We start from the raw sequence: 13,179 nt of genomic DNA, 5'->3' as shown, positions 1-13,179 counted from the left end.
AGTAGTGCGAAAGCCTTGTAGGACGGGGACTTGATCGCATAGATCCGATATGTCAGTTGATGCCTCTGTCGGTGTAAGACATAACGCCTTTTTGTCTCAGTTATTTGATTTCATATAAGGTGCTGTACAAGAAAAAGCCGGAGTATCACCTCCATGAAACCCGTTCGACTGTCTGAGTACCGTGTGTGCAAGCCACTCGCCTGACCCTGATCTGCCATGCCCGCACCGTCGCCCAGAAGCAGGCGCGTTTTGGCCTGGATGAACCGCTGGATGCCGACTGGCTGGGCAAACGCCCGGAGCCGGGCCACGGCTACCGAAATGTCCGGCAGTTGCTCTGCGGGCCGGAGTTGCGCACCCGGCAGACTGCCGCCCTGTTCGGCGACGACGCCCAGGTGGTCGCTGACCTGGCCGATTGCGATCTGGGTCGCTGGCGTGGCTTGTCCATCGACCAGTTGCTCAAGGTCGAACCGCAACCCCTGCAAGCCTGGCTCGACGATCCCGATGCGGCTCCCCATGGCGGCGAATCCGTCACCCGCTTGTACCATCGTGTCAGCGACTGGTTGGCCAGCCTGGAAGGCCGGCCAGGGCATGTGTTGGCCGTCACTCATCCGTTCGTGATCCGCGCGGCCGTGGTGACCGTATTGGGCTGTCCGGCAGCTGCCTTCAACCGTCTCGACATCGAACCGCTGTCGACTGTCGAGTTGCGTTTCAACGGTGTGTGGCGATTGCGCACCGAGGGTCCCGGCCAGGAGTCACTCGAATGAAAAAACTGTCAGTCATCGGTATTGGTGCCGGCGATCCGGATTACCTGACGATCCAGGCAGTGAAAGCCTTGAATCGGGTGGATGTGTTCTTTCTCATGGACAAGGGGCCTGCCAAGCAGGCGTTAGTGGATCTGCGGCGGGAAATCTGCCAACGCTACATCGTTGATCGTACCTACCGTTTCGTCGAAGCCTACAGCCCCGAGCGACAACGCGGCGACGTGGACTACGCCGCCAGTGTCGAAGATCTGAACCGGGCGAAGCAGGCTACCTTCGAGCGGTTGATCGAAGAGCAGTTGTCTGACGGGCAGTGCGGCGGTTTCCTGGTCTGGGGCGATCCGTCGTTGTACGACAGCACCGTGCGTATCTTGCAGTCGATTCTCGACGCGGGTCGCTGCGCCTTCGAATTCGAGGTGATTGCGGGCATCACCAGCGTCCAGGCCCTCGCGGCGCAACATAAGGTGCCATTGAACAGCATTGGCGGTTCGCTGGAGATCACCACGGGCCGCCGGCTGGCGGCAGGGCAGGTCGGTGACTCGGCAAGCGTGGTGGTGATGCTCGATGCTGAAGATGCGTATCGCCAGGTATCCGATCCGGATACGCACATCTACTGGGGGGCCTATGTGGGCACACCGGATCAGATCCTGATCGCCGGTCGGCTGGAGGAGGTGGCTGAAAGCATCGAACGCACCCGCAAGGCCGCACGGCAGGCGAACGGATGGATCATGGATACTTATTTGTTGCGCAAACCTTGATAACTCAAACCTTGATACGTCAGACCCCAATGTTCGACAGTTTCCACGTCAACTGACCGCCTTCGCCCCACGTCCAAACCGCTCCCGGTACACCGACGGCGCCAGCCCCACCACACTGCGAAATGCCACGCGAAAGCTTTCCACCGAGCGGTAGCCGCACAGCTGGGCGATGTTGTCGGTGTTGTCTTCGGTGCTTTCCAGCAACTCGCGAGCCCGGGCCAGGCGCTCATGTTGCAGCCAGGCCTTGGGCGACAGGCCGCAGGCCTGGGTGAAGTGCCGCAGGAAGGTTCGCTCGCTCATGGCCGCCTGGCTGGCCAGTTCGCGCACACCGAGCGGTTCGTGCAGGCGTTCGCGGGCCCAGTGCATGACGCCGGACAAATCGCTGCGTGGCGTGCGGCTGACCGGTGAAGGAATGAACTGCGCCTGGCCGCCCGTGCGTTGTGGTGACATCACCAGTCGCCGCGCCACGGCGTTGGCAACCTGGGTGCCGAAATCCCGCGCCACCAGGTGCAGGCAGGCATCAATGCCCGCGGCGCTGCCGGCCGAAGTAATGACTTGCCCCGAATCCACGTACAGCACATCCGGGTCTACCAGGATGGCGGGAAAACTTTTGGCCAGTTCATCGGTGTAGCGCCAGTGAGTGGTAGCGCCCAGTCCATCGAGCAAGCCGGCGGCGGCCAGCACGAATGCCCCTGAGCAGATCGACAGCAGGCGCGCGCCCCGGGCATGGGCGCAGCGCAATGCCTCAAGCAGCGCCGGCGGCGGTGGTTCGTCGCGACTGTGCCAGCCGGGCACCACGATGGTTTGCGCCGTTTGCAATAATTCCATGCCGCCATCGGCCAGGATCTGGAAGCCGCCCATGGCCCGCATCGGGCCGTCATCGACGGCAACGATCCGATGTTTGTACCAAGGGAAATCGAACTCAGGTCGGGCAAGGCCGAATATCTCGATGGCGATGCCGAATTCGAAGGTGCACAGGCCGTCGTAGGCGAGGATGGCGACCAGACCGGGATTGGGCTGCATATGGCGGAAAATTCCCACAGAGTGTCTTGTGCGCCACTGTAGCGGTAAGCATCGGCCGGATAAAGTCTGCTCACCCCCTCATTTGTCTGTGGAGTACACACTCATGACCAGCCTGGTTCGCCAAGTGCCTGCTGCCCCGTCCGACCTAGCCCTGCAACATTTCAGCCGGCGTCTGACGTTCGAAACCGATTGCTCCGACGTTCACGCCAGCCAACAGGCTGGAGAAGTCGATTTCGTGCTGGTGGACGTGCGCGGGCCACTGGCTTTCGAGCGCGGGCATGTGCCCGGGGCGATCAACCTGCCAACCCGCTCGCTGACCGCCCAGGCGCTGGCGGCTTATCCCAAGACCGCGCTGTTTGTGGTCTATTGCGCGGGCCCGCATTGCAATGGCGCGAACAAAGCGGCAGTGCGTCTGGCGACCTTGGGTTATCCGGTCAAGGAAATGATTGGCGGTGTCATGGGCTGGCTGGACGAAGGCTTCCGTCTGACTGGCGCAGTGCAATGCGCGGCGGACCAGGCTGTCGGTTGCGACTGCTGATCCTTTCCAGCCAGCAGGGTGCAATCCCTGTGGCCTGGTTGTTTCTATAAATATTTGTCGCCTCAACACAATTCGCCTCCTGAGTGCCCCTCTAGACTGCCGGCCACTTCGGTTTTTAATGACCGAACGCTGCCTAAGAATCTGCCGATAACCCGCTAATAAAAACCTGCGCACTCAGGAGCAAAAATGAACAAGCTAGCAATGTTTGGTGCCTTGGCACTGTCCGTGTTGTCCTTGTCGGCCGTGGCCGAAGACGCCAAGCCGATCCGCCTCGGAATCGAAGCCGGTTACCCGCCGTTCTCGATGAAAACCCCCGACGGCAAGCTGACGGGTTTCGATGTTGATATCGGCGACGCGCTGTGCGAGCAGATGAAGGTCAAGTGCACTTGGGTCGAGCAGGAATTTGACGGCCTGATCCCAGCGCTGAAAGTGAAGAAAATCGACGCGATCCTGTCGTCCATGACCATCACCGATGATCGTAAGAAAAACGTCGACTTCACCATCAAGTACTACCACACCCCGGCGCGTTTCGTGATGAAGGAAGGCAGCGACGTCAAGGACCCGCTGACCGAACTCAAGGGCAAGAAAGTCGGTGTGCTGCGTGCCAGTACCCACGACCGTTTCGCCACCGAGGTGCTGGTGCCCGCCGGTATCAATCTGGTGCGTTACAGCTCCCAGCAAGAAGCCAACCTGGACATGGTCGCCGGTCGTCTCGACGCCATGCTCGCCGACTCGGTCAACCTCGACGACGGCTTCCTGAAAACGGACGCCGGCAAAGGTTTTGCCTTCGTGGGCCCGACCTATGAAGATGCCAAATACTTCGGTGGCGGCGCCGGCATTGCGGTGCGCAAGGGGGATAAGGCCCTGGCCGAGAAATTCAACGACGCCATCACGCAAATCCGCGCCAACGGCACGTACAAGAAAGTGCAGGACAAGTACTTCGCTTTTGATGTCTACGGGCATTAATCGCTGAAACCAAGGTGGCCCGCCGTTGACCCGGTCGGCCACCTTTTTCATGGGCGAGTGTTTTACCCCAGCGCCCGTCGAAATACCGTTATTGGGAGTTCCTCATGCAACGCATCGACCATACCCTGCCATGGAGCCACCTGGGCACCGAGCGCCGGCTCAGTGTGTTTCGTTACGGCCACGGTCCACGCAAGGCGTATATCCAGGCCAGCCTGCACGCCGATGAATTGCCCGGCATGCGCACGGCATGGGAGCTGAAACAACGACTCAACGAGCTTGAGACCCAAGGCTTGCTCAACGGCGTGATTGAACTGGTGCCCGTGGCCAACCCCATCGGCCTGGACCAGCATCTGCAGAGCGCGCACCTGGGGCGTTTCGAGCTGGGCAGCGGCAAGAACTTCAATCGGTCTTTCGTGGAACTCAGCGCGCCGGTGGCCCAACGCATCGGTGATCGCCTGGGCGACGACCCGGCCGCCAATATCACGCTGATCCGCCAGACCATGGTTCAGGTGCTGGACGATTTGCCGGCGCCGCCCTCACAACTCGAGGCCCTGCATCGCCTGCTGCTGCGCCATGCCTGCGACGCCGATGTCACCCTGGACCTGCATTGCGACTTCGAGGCGGCGATTCACCTGTACGCCTTGCCGCAACACTGGCCGCAGTGGCGCTCCCTGGCCGCGCGGTTGAAGGCGGGCGTGGCGTTGCTGTGCGAAGACTCTGGCGGCAGTTCCTTCGACGAGTCTTGTTCCTCGCCCTGGTTGCGTCTGGCCAAGACCTTCCCCGAGGCCGCGATCCCGCCGGCCAACCTGGCGACCACGCTGGAACTGGGCAGCATGGGCGACACTCGGGTGGATCAGGCCCAGGCCAATTGCGAAGCCATTCTCGGGTTCCTGGCCGAGCAGGGTTTCATCGGTGGTGACTGGCCGCCCGCGCCAGCGCACTGTTGTGAAGGTTTTCCGTTCGAAGGCACTGAGTACCTGTTCGCGCCGCATCATGGGGTGGTGAGCTTCCTGCGCGAGGCCGGTGAGTGGGTGGAGCAGGGCGATCCGTTGTTCGAAGTGGTCGATCCGTTGAACGATCGGGTTACTACTGTTCGGGCCGGCACCAGCGGCGTGTTGTTTGCGCTGGACCGTGGGCGCTATACCCAGCCTGGAATCTGGCAGGCGAAAGTGGCCGGGCGAGCGCCGATTCGCGCGGGGAAATTGATCAACGACTGATAACTGCTGTCTATCTCAGCGCACGCGCGTTGCCGTGCGGCTATCGAATGATGGAGGAAGACTGATGTTCAAAGCGCTCGCCCTGTTGCTGTTGGTAGTGTCTTGCGGTTTGCAGGCTCAGCCTGCGCTGCACACCGATTTGCCCCTCAATTACCTGGCCCATGCCGATGAGCAGGCCAGAAACCGGCCGCTGGTGATCTTCCTGCATGGCTCCGGCGGCAGTGAGCAAGACCTGTTCGACCTCAAGGATGAGTTGCCCAGTGACTACAACTACCTATCGGTACGAGCGCCCAAGACCGTGGAGCGGGGCCAGTATCAATGGTTTGCCAAGAAGGGCGAGGGCGCCTACGACGGTGATACCGCGGACCTGAAGGCCAGCGGCCAGATGCTGTTGGATTTCATCGAGAAGGCCCGGGTCAAGTACCCGACCGATGCGAGCAACGTATACCTGGTCGGTTTCAGCCAGGGCGCGATGATGAGTTACGAGGTCGCCCTGCGCCATCCCGAGGCCGTCGGTGGCATTGCCGCGCTGGGCGGGCGGGTGCTGTCGGTACTGCGGGCCGAACTGACACCCGACGAGTCGCGCCGGACGCTGGCGGTATTTATCGGTCATGGTACGGCGGACTCGGTGATCCCATACCACGACGGCACCGAGGCGGACAGCTTCCTCAAGACCCTGGCCCTGGAGCCCGAATTCCATGCCTATCCGGGCGTTGGCCACAGCGTCAGTGCCATGCAGGTGCGGGATCTGCGCGCCTGGCTGGAGCGGCTTAATCCCTGATTCAGTGACAGAGGTGTTGAGTGTGCCGCCGTCATCGCGAGCCGGCTCGCTCCCACCTTTTTCCCGAGTTGCTCCCAGAAACGGGATTGCCTCCAGTCCTGTGGGGGCAAAGATTGCTCGCGATGAATAGCAGATTGGATATCAAGATTCATGTCGCCCCAGAATCTCTGTGGGAGCGAGCCTGCTCGCGATGAAAACCACCCGGTCCATCAAGTCACTGACCAGCGACGATCTGCTTCACCAGCGCCTCATGCCCGGCCTTGTCGCTGGCCCGGGAAATGATCTGTACCACTGCCATGCGCATGCCTGAGGCGCCCAGCAACGTGGTATCGAGGGTCGGCCCACCGCCTTGGGTCGCCTTGGTATCGAGCTGGCGCAGACCCAGGCCGGTACCTTTTTGGGTCAGGCTTTTCTCGCTCAGGATCTTGGCATCCGGCAGGGCCTTGATTTTCTGGACGGCGAAGTCGGCCATGGTGGCATCGAGGAATGTGCTGTCGTCGTCTTTCACATTCGAGCCATCGATGATGGTGTTTTCAGCCGTGATCACCACGGTTTTGCTGGTGGCATTGCTGTACATCGTCCCCTTCGCCCCCGCCGTGCCCTGAGCGGCATCGCCGGCCGGAAGCGGTGTCGCAGTGAAGCCCTTGGGCAGGGTGAAGTTGAACTTGCTTCCCAGCAGGGAAACCTTTTGTACCTGTGCTGCGCCGCCGGTTTTGGGCTGGGCGGCATAAGCAGGCACCACCACCAGACTGGCGATGACCGTCAGCATCAGGGCAGCGGCTTGTTTACTTACCAATGACATTGAAACGCTCCACAGAGGGGTGTGCTTGAGCGCGATCATCCCATGGGCGTCCAACCGGCTCCAGCGCCGGTCACGAGTGCGCCACATCATTGGCCCGTGGGGCAGAGGCGCGCACCAGCAGGCGGCGGGTCACCAGCAGCATGACCACCGACACCGCGACACTCACGACAAAGGCCGGCATGCCGAGCAGCGGCAGGGTGAGGGCCAGGGTCAGGCAGAACGCGGTGAAGCAATACATGCCAGTGGCCGTGGCCCGCAGCAACGCGGCGGTGAAGGCCGCGCCCCGGGTTTGCTGGGAGAACACTGCCATGACGCTGCCCAGCACCGGGAACACCGCCAGTAGCCCGCTCCAGCGTTCACCCACGGTGCTGGCCAGCAGCGTCACCGCCAGGGTCAACAGCGCGCCGGCGACCATGCGTAGCAGCAGCTTGTCGGATTTGGGAGCCGGGCTGCTCATCACCGGTCGAACCGTCGGGAACAGATAAGGCGCGGCCAGCAATGCCACAATGGCGATCACGCTCGACAGCGGCAGCGAGGCCGGCAACCAGGACAGCACCATCGCCACCAGCGCCCAGACGCCCAACGCGATACCCAGCGCCCAAGGCCAGTCACGATGCTGGGCGACCCGGGCGTACACCACACAGAATGCAATCATTGCAAACATGGCCGACAGCGCCGCTGTCGCCGACTGAGCGGCAAACGCCTCGCCCTGTTCCAGGGCCAGGAACAACAGAATCGGACCCACCACCACCGGCAACCCCGACAGCCAACCGGCCACGCTCGGTCCCCAACGCCGGCCCGCCAGGGAAATCAGCAGCAGGAAAGCGGGAATCACCAATAATTTGAGCAGCAGCACGGGGTTATCCTTGTCAGGCGACGGGTCGACACGTTAGCACCGACCTCGCAGTTTCAGCGATCCCAGTAAGGTACTTCGCCAAAACACTGTAGAAAAAAGTCAATCACGGTACGCACTTTCACCGACAGACGTCGGCTGCCCGGCCAGAGAATGGCGATCTGCTGGGGCTCAAGGCTGTTGGAGGCTTCGTAGTCGCGCAATACCGGCACGAGGGTGCCGTTGCGCACGGCTTCGCCGATCAACCACGACGGAAACATCACCAGCCCCAGGCCTTGTTCGGCCGCCTGGGTCAGGGTGTCGGCATGGTTGCCGGTGATCGGCCCTTTGACGCTGTAGGGCGTCCAGGCCTGACCCGGACGGCGAAAAAACCAGCGTTGCTGGCCGGCCACGCCCTTGTAGGCCAGACACTGATGGTTCGCCAGGTCCTGGGGTTTGAGCGGCGTGCCGCAACGCGCCAGGTACGCGGGGCTGGCGGCGATCTGAAAGCGGTGCGGGGCGAGGATTCGCGCTTGCATGCCTGAATCGTGCAGCGGGCCGATGCGAAACAGCAGGTCCGCGCCTTCCTGCAGCGGGTCGACGTAGCTGTCGGTTTGCTGGATGTCCAGTTGCAGCTTCGGGTAGCGCTCACACAATGACCCCAGCCACGGCGTCAGATGGCGCTGGCCGAACACCACCGGGGCATTGATCCGCACCAGTCCAGCCGGCTCACTGTGTTGTTCCTGCAGCGCCTGTTCGGCTTCTTCCAGTTGCACCAGCAACAGGCGTGCATGATGACCCAGCAGGCGGCCGGCTTCAGTGGGCGAAACAGCGCGGGTGTGTCGATACAACAACTGCTGGTTGAGGGCCTGTTCCATCAACTGGATCTGCCGGGAAATCGACGACGGCGCCAGGCCTTCGCGCCGGGCCACCTCCGAGAAGCTGCCGTGGTCGAGCACGGCGACAAACAACCGCAGGGCCTTGAAGCCGAGTTCATTGAGACCGTGCATGGACTGCTCCGCTGTGCGAGTTGCGCAAAAGTGTTGTCTGGATGCTCCCATTTATCGCACAGCTGCGCCAGCCGATAATCCCGCTCATTGTTCTTCTCAGAGGTTCTGATCATGCAAGCGTCTTCACTCAACGCCGCCGCCCCGGCGGCTGCCTCCAAACCACGAGTGCTTTTGCGCTGGCTGTTGCTGCCCCTGGTGATCCTGGCTGGCATGGGCCTGTCGGTAGAGGCCGGTCTGCTGGGGCCGCTGGGGGTTCAAGTGGGGCATCTCTGGGCAACCCTGAGCATATTCGGCGTCGGTTCGGCGATTCTATTTCTGCTGTTGCTGCTCAGTGGTCCGCAACAAGGCCCCGCCTTGAATGAGTTGCCGCGCTGGCAATTGATCGGTGGTTTCCTGGGGCCGATCTACGTGGTCGTGCTGACGCTTGCCACGCCCCACATCGGCATTGCCATGACCATGGTCGCAATCCTTTCCGGGCAAGTGGGTAAAAGCGTGCTGATCGACCACTTCGGCTGGTTCGGTGCAACCCGCAAGCGGGTCAACGGCGAGCGCTGGCTCGCCTTGGCGCTGATCGTCGTAGCCCTTGTCCTGATTGCCCGAGGTTGAATATGAATCTGTTTTTGCTATTGCTGCTGGTCGTTGGGGCCGGTGCGGTGTTGAGCGTGCAGGCGGCCATCAACGGTCGCCTGGGCCAGACGGTCGGTGTGCTGCGCAGCAGTCTGCTGACATTCGTGGTGGGCACGGTGGTCACCGGGTTACTGATCGTGTTTTTTGAACCCGCTCACGCCGTCAGCCTGCTGGACGTGCCGAAATGGCAACTTGGCGGTGCCTTGTTTGGTGTGGTGTACATGATGGTCATGGTCGGCGCGGTGCCAAGGGTCGGCACCGCCGTGGCGACCGTGGCGGTGATCCTCGGGCAGTTGGCCATGGGCATGCTGATCGACAATTTCGGCTGGTTGGGCAACCCCGCTATTGAGTTGTCCGGGAGTCGGGTGCTGGCGATGGCCTGCCTGGCACTGGCGCTGGTATTCATGTATCGCAGCAGTGCACGGCAGGCCTGAGAACCTCAGTCGGGCTCGACTTCCAGTCGCAGGCTGCCATCGTCCAGACGCTTGGCAAGCCGGACAATACCGCCAATGTGCCGGCCTTCGGTGCTGAAGACCACGATCTGGGCTTTTTCCAGATCATCCGGCAGCGGTGGCTGAACGTGCAGGGCGAACCACACCGGTTCACCGTCATCCAGGCGTTGGACATCGTAGCGGCAATCGACGCTTTGGGTCTGGCGACCAAACAGCGTGTCGAGGCCATACTTAAGGTCGGTGCTGTCGTCGGCAGCGGGGGCGAGGGACATCGGCGGTCTCCTGGGATGAATGCTCGGCTGGTCTTCTAGTGATTCCTCTGGTGGGGGAAAATTCAATGGGTTCGCGCCGGCACTGAACCGGCGGCGTTGCTGCTAGAATCGCCCACCTTGACTTACGAGAGGTATGCCCATGAGCGAGCCGATTCGCCTGACCCAGTACAGCCACGGCGCCGGTTGCGGCTGCAAGATTTCGCCACAGGTGCTGGAAGTGATCCTGGCCGGCAGCGGTGCGCAGAACCTTGACCCCAAGTTGTGGGTTGGCAATGCCTCCCGGGACGACGCTGCGGTATACGCCATCGACGAGGAGCGCGGGGTGGTCTCTACCACCGATTTCTTCATGCCGATTGTCGACGATCCTTTTGATTTCGGTCGCATCGCCGCCACCAATGCCATCAGCGACATCTACGCCATGGGCGGTGATCCGTTGATGGCGATTGCGATTCTCGGCTGGCCGGTCAATGTACTGGCCCCGGAAATCGCTCGCGAAGTGATTCGCGGCGGTCGTTCGGTATGTGACGAAGCAGGCATTCCCCTGGCGGGCGGCCATTCGATCGATGCGCCCGAGCCGATTTTCGGCCTGGCGGTCACGGGCCTGGTGCAAAAGCGTCATATGAAGCGCAACGACACCGCCACCGCCGGTTGCCGTCTGTACCTGACCAAGCCCTTGGGCATCGGCATCCTCACCACCGCGGAAAAGAAAGGCAAGCTGCGCGCCGCCGATGTTGGCCTGGCCCGCGACTGGATGTGCACCCTCAACAAGCCGGGCAGCCGCTTCGGCAAGCTCGATGGCGTGGCGGCGATGACCGACGTCACCGGTTTCGGCCTGCTCGGGCATTTGGTGGAAATGGCCGATGGCAGCCAGTTGACGGCGCGTATCCGCTACGACGCGGTGCCGCGTCTGCCGGGCGTCGAGTATTACCTTGACCAAGGCTGCGTGCCGGGCGGTACGCTGCGCAACTACGACAGCTACGCCAGCAAGGTCGGGCGCGTGCAGGAACTGCACAAGCGAGTGCTGTGCGACCCGCAGACCAGCGGCGGACTGCTGATCGCCGTCACGCCCGAGGGCAACGAAGCGTTTCTGGCGGTCGCCGCTGAACTGGGGTTTGCACTGGAGCCGATCGGTGAACTGGTCGAGCGACAGACCTACGCGGTCGAGGTGTCTTGATGACCCATGACATCACCGATTACCGCGATATTTTTCTCAATGACCGACCGATGATGGACACCCGTGCCCCCGTCGAATTTCTCAAGGGCGCATTCCCCGGCGTGGTCAATCTGCCGTTGATGACCGACATCGAACGGCAACGGGTCGGTACTTGCTACAAGCAGCAGGGCCAACAGGCGGCCATTGTCCTGGGGCATCAATTGGTGTCCGGCGACACCAAGGCGCAACGCATCCAGGCCTGGGCCGAGTTCGCAACAGCCCATCCTGATGGTGTGTTGTATTGCTTCAGGGGAGGCTTGCGCTCACAGATCGTCCAGCAGTGGCTCAAGGACGAGGCGGGCATCGACTATCCCAGGGTCGGCGGCGGCTACAAGGCCATGCGTACATTCCTGCTCGACACCGTCGAGCAGGCGGTTGCCCAATGCGACTTGGTGTTGCTGGGCGGCATGACCGGCACCGGCAAGACAGAAGTGCTGACTCAACTGGGCAACAGCCTGGATCTGGAAGGTTACGCCAACCATCGCGGTTCGAGCTTCGGCAAGCGCGCCACCGGGCAGCCTTCCAATATCGATTTCGAGAACCTGCTGGCCGTGGATGTGCTGAAAAAACGTGCCGCTGGTATCGAACAGTTCGTGCTGGAAGATGAAAGCCGCATGGTCGGCAGTTGCGCCTTGCCGCTGTCTTTGTACCAGCGCATGCAACAGGTTCCGATGGTCTGGCTTGAGGACAGCCTGGAGCGGCGGGTCGAGCGGATCCTGCGCGATTACGTCATCAACCTGTGCGGCGAATTTGTCGCAGTCCATGGCGATGAAGGATTCTCGCTGTTTTGCGAGCGGTTGCTGGCAAGCCTCAATAACATCCATAAGCGCCTGGGTGGCGACCGCCATCGACGTTTGCTCCAAATCATGGAAGCGGCCCTGGCCGAGCAGGCGACCAGCGGCGCCGTCGACTTGCATCGCGGCTGGATCGAAGGCCTGTTGCGTGAGTATTACGACCCGATGTACGTGTTCCAGCGCGAGAAGAAGGGCGGGCGGATCGAGTTCGCGGGTGAGCAGGTGGCGGTGCTGGAGTATCTGCGTGAGCGAGCGGCCCGCAAAGGGTGATCGCTGCCCACCGCCAATCCCCTGTGGGAGCGAGCCTGCTCGCGATAACGGTGGGGACCAGTGGCGGTGATTGAGGAGGTATTGTCGAAAGTAATGTCCGCAGCCTATGTCGGACAAGTTTCCTGCCCGTTGTCCAGGCCTTGCTTGTAGTTCTGGCTGGTGAGACTGGCCTTGCCGTTGTGCCAGGTCAGGGTCAGCACGTACAGCGAATCGAAATCCCCCGATTCCCAATCATCGGTAATCGTCTGCTTCTTGCCCATCGCGTCGCTGGCGACCTGGTTGATCAGCTCCGGCAGGTAGCCGTGCGACCAAGCGGTGTAGATGATCGAGTTGTGGTACTTGTCGTGCAGCAGTTCGTCAGCCAGGTCGCTGGTGTCATTGGCTGAATACTCGATGTTTACCGGCAGCCCGAGTTTGATGGCGCTGGGGCTGATGGTCATCAGTGGGCGGATGTAGCTGTAGGAATTATCCAGCTCGCCCTCTTCGACGTTGCGGGTAGGGTTGGCCGCGAACACATAGTCGGCCTTGCCGAATTTCTCCGGTAGCAGGGTGGCCAGGTCGATGGCGCGATTCAGCCCCTGGCAATTGAGCTGGCCCAGGCCGCCGGCGGGTTTCTCGGCGTGGCGCAGGAACACCAAGGTCTGGATACCGTCGGCCGGTTGGGCGCGACTGACGCTCGACTCCAGCAACAGCGCCAGGCCACAAGCGACAAGCAGCGTAGGCAACATCAGCCACGGTCGGCGCTTGAAGCGTTTGGCGAAATTCAGTGGGTTCATCATTGAATAATATTCTTCGGCTCTCTCAAGTCAGGCTGACAAACCTGGGCACCAGGAAGTTTTTGGCTTCCGGTGTTTTCCTTGTCGTGA

16 protein-coding genes are annotated in these 13,179 nt (G+C 61.7%); 10 read left to right on the top strand and 6 right to left on the bottom strand.

Annotation, left to right across the window (positions count from 1 at the left end):
• Positions 1-185 precede the first annotated feature (185 nt).
• Both PSH91_RS17150 and cobF read left to right on the top strand, forming a co-directional pair.
• On the top strand, positions 186-764 hold the full coding sequence (locus tag PSH91_RS17150) for a histidine phosphatase family protein (RefSeq protein ID WP_047228454.1): 579 nt from the start codon (positions 186-188) through the stop codon (positions 762-764).
• Positions 761-1,516: a precorrin-6A synthase (deacetylating) gene (gene cobF / locus PSH91_RS17145; RefSeq protein ID WP_047228453.1), complete on the top strand. Its 756-nt coding sequence runs from the start codon at positions 761-763 to the stop codon at positions 1,514-1,516. Before PSH91_RS17150 ends, cobF begins: the two co-directional genes overlap by 4 nt.
• 48 nt (positions 1,517-1,564) lie before the next feature.
• On the opposite strand, the gene ftrA is transcribed toward cobF, so the two are convergent.
• Complete coding sequence (gene ftrA, locus PSH91_RS17140; protein WP_076383987.1) at positions 1,565-2,539, bottom strand: transcriptional regulator FtrA; 975 nt, start codon at positions 2,537-2,539, stop codon at positions 1,565-1,567.
• 103 nt (positions 2,540-2,642) lie between these two features.
• Between ftrA and PSH91_RS17135 the strand changes: the two genes are divergently transcribed.
• The 4 genes from PSH91_RS17135 to PSH91_RS17120 all read left to right on the top strand — a co-directional run bounded on the left by PSH91_RS17135 (position 2,643) and on the right by PSH91_RS17120 (position 6,041).
• Positions 2,643-3,077 carry a rhodanese-like domain-containing protein gene (locus tag PSH91_RS17135; protein ID WP_047228451.1) on the top strand — a complete coding sequence of 145 codons (435 nt, stop codon included), beginning with the start codon at positions 2,643-2,645 and terminating at the stop codon, positions 3,075-3,077.
• A gap of 186 nt (positions 3,078-3,263) precedes the next feature.
• Positions 3,264-4,043 carry an ABC transporter substrate-binding protein gene (locus tag PSH91_RS17130; RefSeq protein WP_047228450.1) on the top strand — a complete coding sequence of 260 codons (780 nt, stop codon included), beginning with the start codon at positions 3,264-3,266 and terminating at the stop codon, positions 4,041-4,043.
• Between the two features lie 104 nt (positions 4,044-4,147).
• Positions 4,148-5,260, top strand: a complete 1,113-nt coding sequence (locus tag PSH91_RS17125; RefSeq protein ID WP_188251313.1) for a M14 family metallopeptidase — start codon at positions 4,148-4,150, stop codon at positions 5,258-5,260.
• A 64-nt stretch (positions 5,261-5,324) separates the two neighbouring features.
• Positions 5,325-6,041 (top strand): alpha/beta hydrolase, encoded by a 717-nt coding sequence (locus tag PSH91_RS17120; protein WP_107322292.1) that lies wholly within the window; start codon positions 5,325-5,327, stop codon positions 6,039-6,041.
• Positions 6,042-6,255: 214 nt separating this feature from the next.
• On the opposite strand, the gene PSH91_RS17115 is transcribed toward PSH91_RS17120, so the two are convergent.
• The 3 genes from PSH91_RS17115 to PSH91_RS17105 form a co-directional block, all read right to left on the bottom strand.
• Complete coding sequence (locus tag PSH91_RS17115) at positions 6,256-6,843, bottom strand: hypothetical protein (protein WP_107322293.1); 588 nt, start codon at positions 6,841-6,843, stop codon at positions 6,256-6,258.
• Positions 6,844-6,913: 70 nt separating this feature from the next.
• On the bottom strand, positions 6,914-7,699 hold the full coding sequence (locus PSH91_RS17110) for a hypothetical protein (protein WP_305466276.1): 786 nt from the start codon (positions 7,697-7,699) through the stop codon (positions 6,914-6,916).
• A gap of 53 nt (positions 7,700-7,752) precedes the next feature.
• The gene (locus PSH91_RS17105) at positions 7,753-8,685 is read right to left on the bottom strand and encodes a LysR family transcriptional regulator (protein WP_047228445.1); all 933 of its coding nucleotides are present in this window, start codon (positions 8,683-8,685) and stop codon (positions 7,753-7,755) included.
• Between the two features lie 111 nt (positions 8,686-8,796).
• Here PSH91_RS17105 and PSH91_RS17100 point away from each other — a divergent pair, with 111 nt between their 5' ends.
• Together PSH91_RS17100 and PSH91_RS17095 are read left to right on the top strand one after the other, a co-directional pair.
• The gene (locus tag PSH91_RS17100; protein ID WP_305466275.1) at positions 8,797-9,291 is read left to right on the top strand and encodes a DMT family transporter; all 495 of its coding nucleotides are present in this window, start codon (positions 8,797-8,799) and stop codon (positions 9,289-9,291) included.
• Between the two features lie 2 nt (positions 9,292-9,293).
• Positions 9,294-9,746: a DMT family transporter gene (locus PSH91_RS17095; protein ID WP_047228443.1), complete on the top strand. Its 453-nt coding sequence runs from the start codon at positions 9,294-9,296 to the stop codon at positions 9,744-9,746.
• A gap of 5 nt (positions 9,747-9,751) precedes the next feature.
• Here the strand turns inward: PSH91_RS17095 and PSH91_RS17090 are convergent, their stop codons facing one another.
• Positions 9,752-10,036, bottom strand: a complete 285-nt coding sequence (locus tag PSH91_RS17090) for a hypothetical protein (RefSeq protein WP_076383991.1) — start codon at positions 10,034-10,036, stop codon at positions 9,752-9,754.
• A 139-nt stretch (positions 10,037-10,175) separates the two neighbouring features.
• Between PSH91_RS17090 and selD the strand changes: the two genes are divergently transcribed.
• Both selD and mnmH read left to right on the top strand, forming a co-directional pair.
• On the top strand, positions 10,176-11,210 hold the full coding sequence (gene selD / locus PSH91_RS17085) for a selenide, water dikinase SelD (RefSeq protein ID WP_047228441.1): 1,035 nt from the start codon (positions 10,176-10,178) through the stop codon (positions 11,208-11,210).
• Positions 11,210-12,313: a tRNA 2-selenouridine(34) synthase MnmH gene (gene mnmH, locus PSH91_RS17080; protein ID WP_076383992.1), complete on the top strand. Its 1,104-nt coding sequence runs from the start codon at positions 11,210-11,212 to the stop codon at positions 12,311-12,313. Before selD ends, mnmH begins: the two co-directional genes overlap by 1 nt.
• 104 nt (positions 12,314-12,417) lie before the next feature.
• On the opposite strand, the gene PSH91_RS17075 is transcribed toward mnmH, so the two are convergent.
• Positions 12,418-13,092 (bottom strand): histidine phosphatase family protein, encoded by a 675-nt coding sequence (locus PSH91_RS17075; RefSeq protein ID WP_173406774.1) that lies wholly within the window; start codon positions 13,090-13,092, stop codon positions 12,418-12,420.
• Between the last annotated feature and the right edge of the window lie 87 nt (positions 13,093-13,179).

The sequence above is a fragment of the Pseudomonas sp. FP1154 genome (genome assembly GCF_030687245.1).
Lineage (GTDB): Bacteria > Pseudomonadota > Gammaproteobacteria > Pseudomonadales > Pseudomonadaceae > Aquipseudomonas > Aquipseudomonas rhizophila.
The sequence above is the reverse complement of the archived record's forward strand: the minus strand, read 5'-3'. Positions and strand labels throughout refer to the sequence as shown.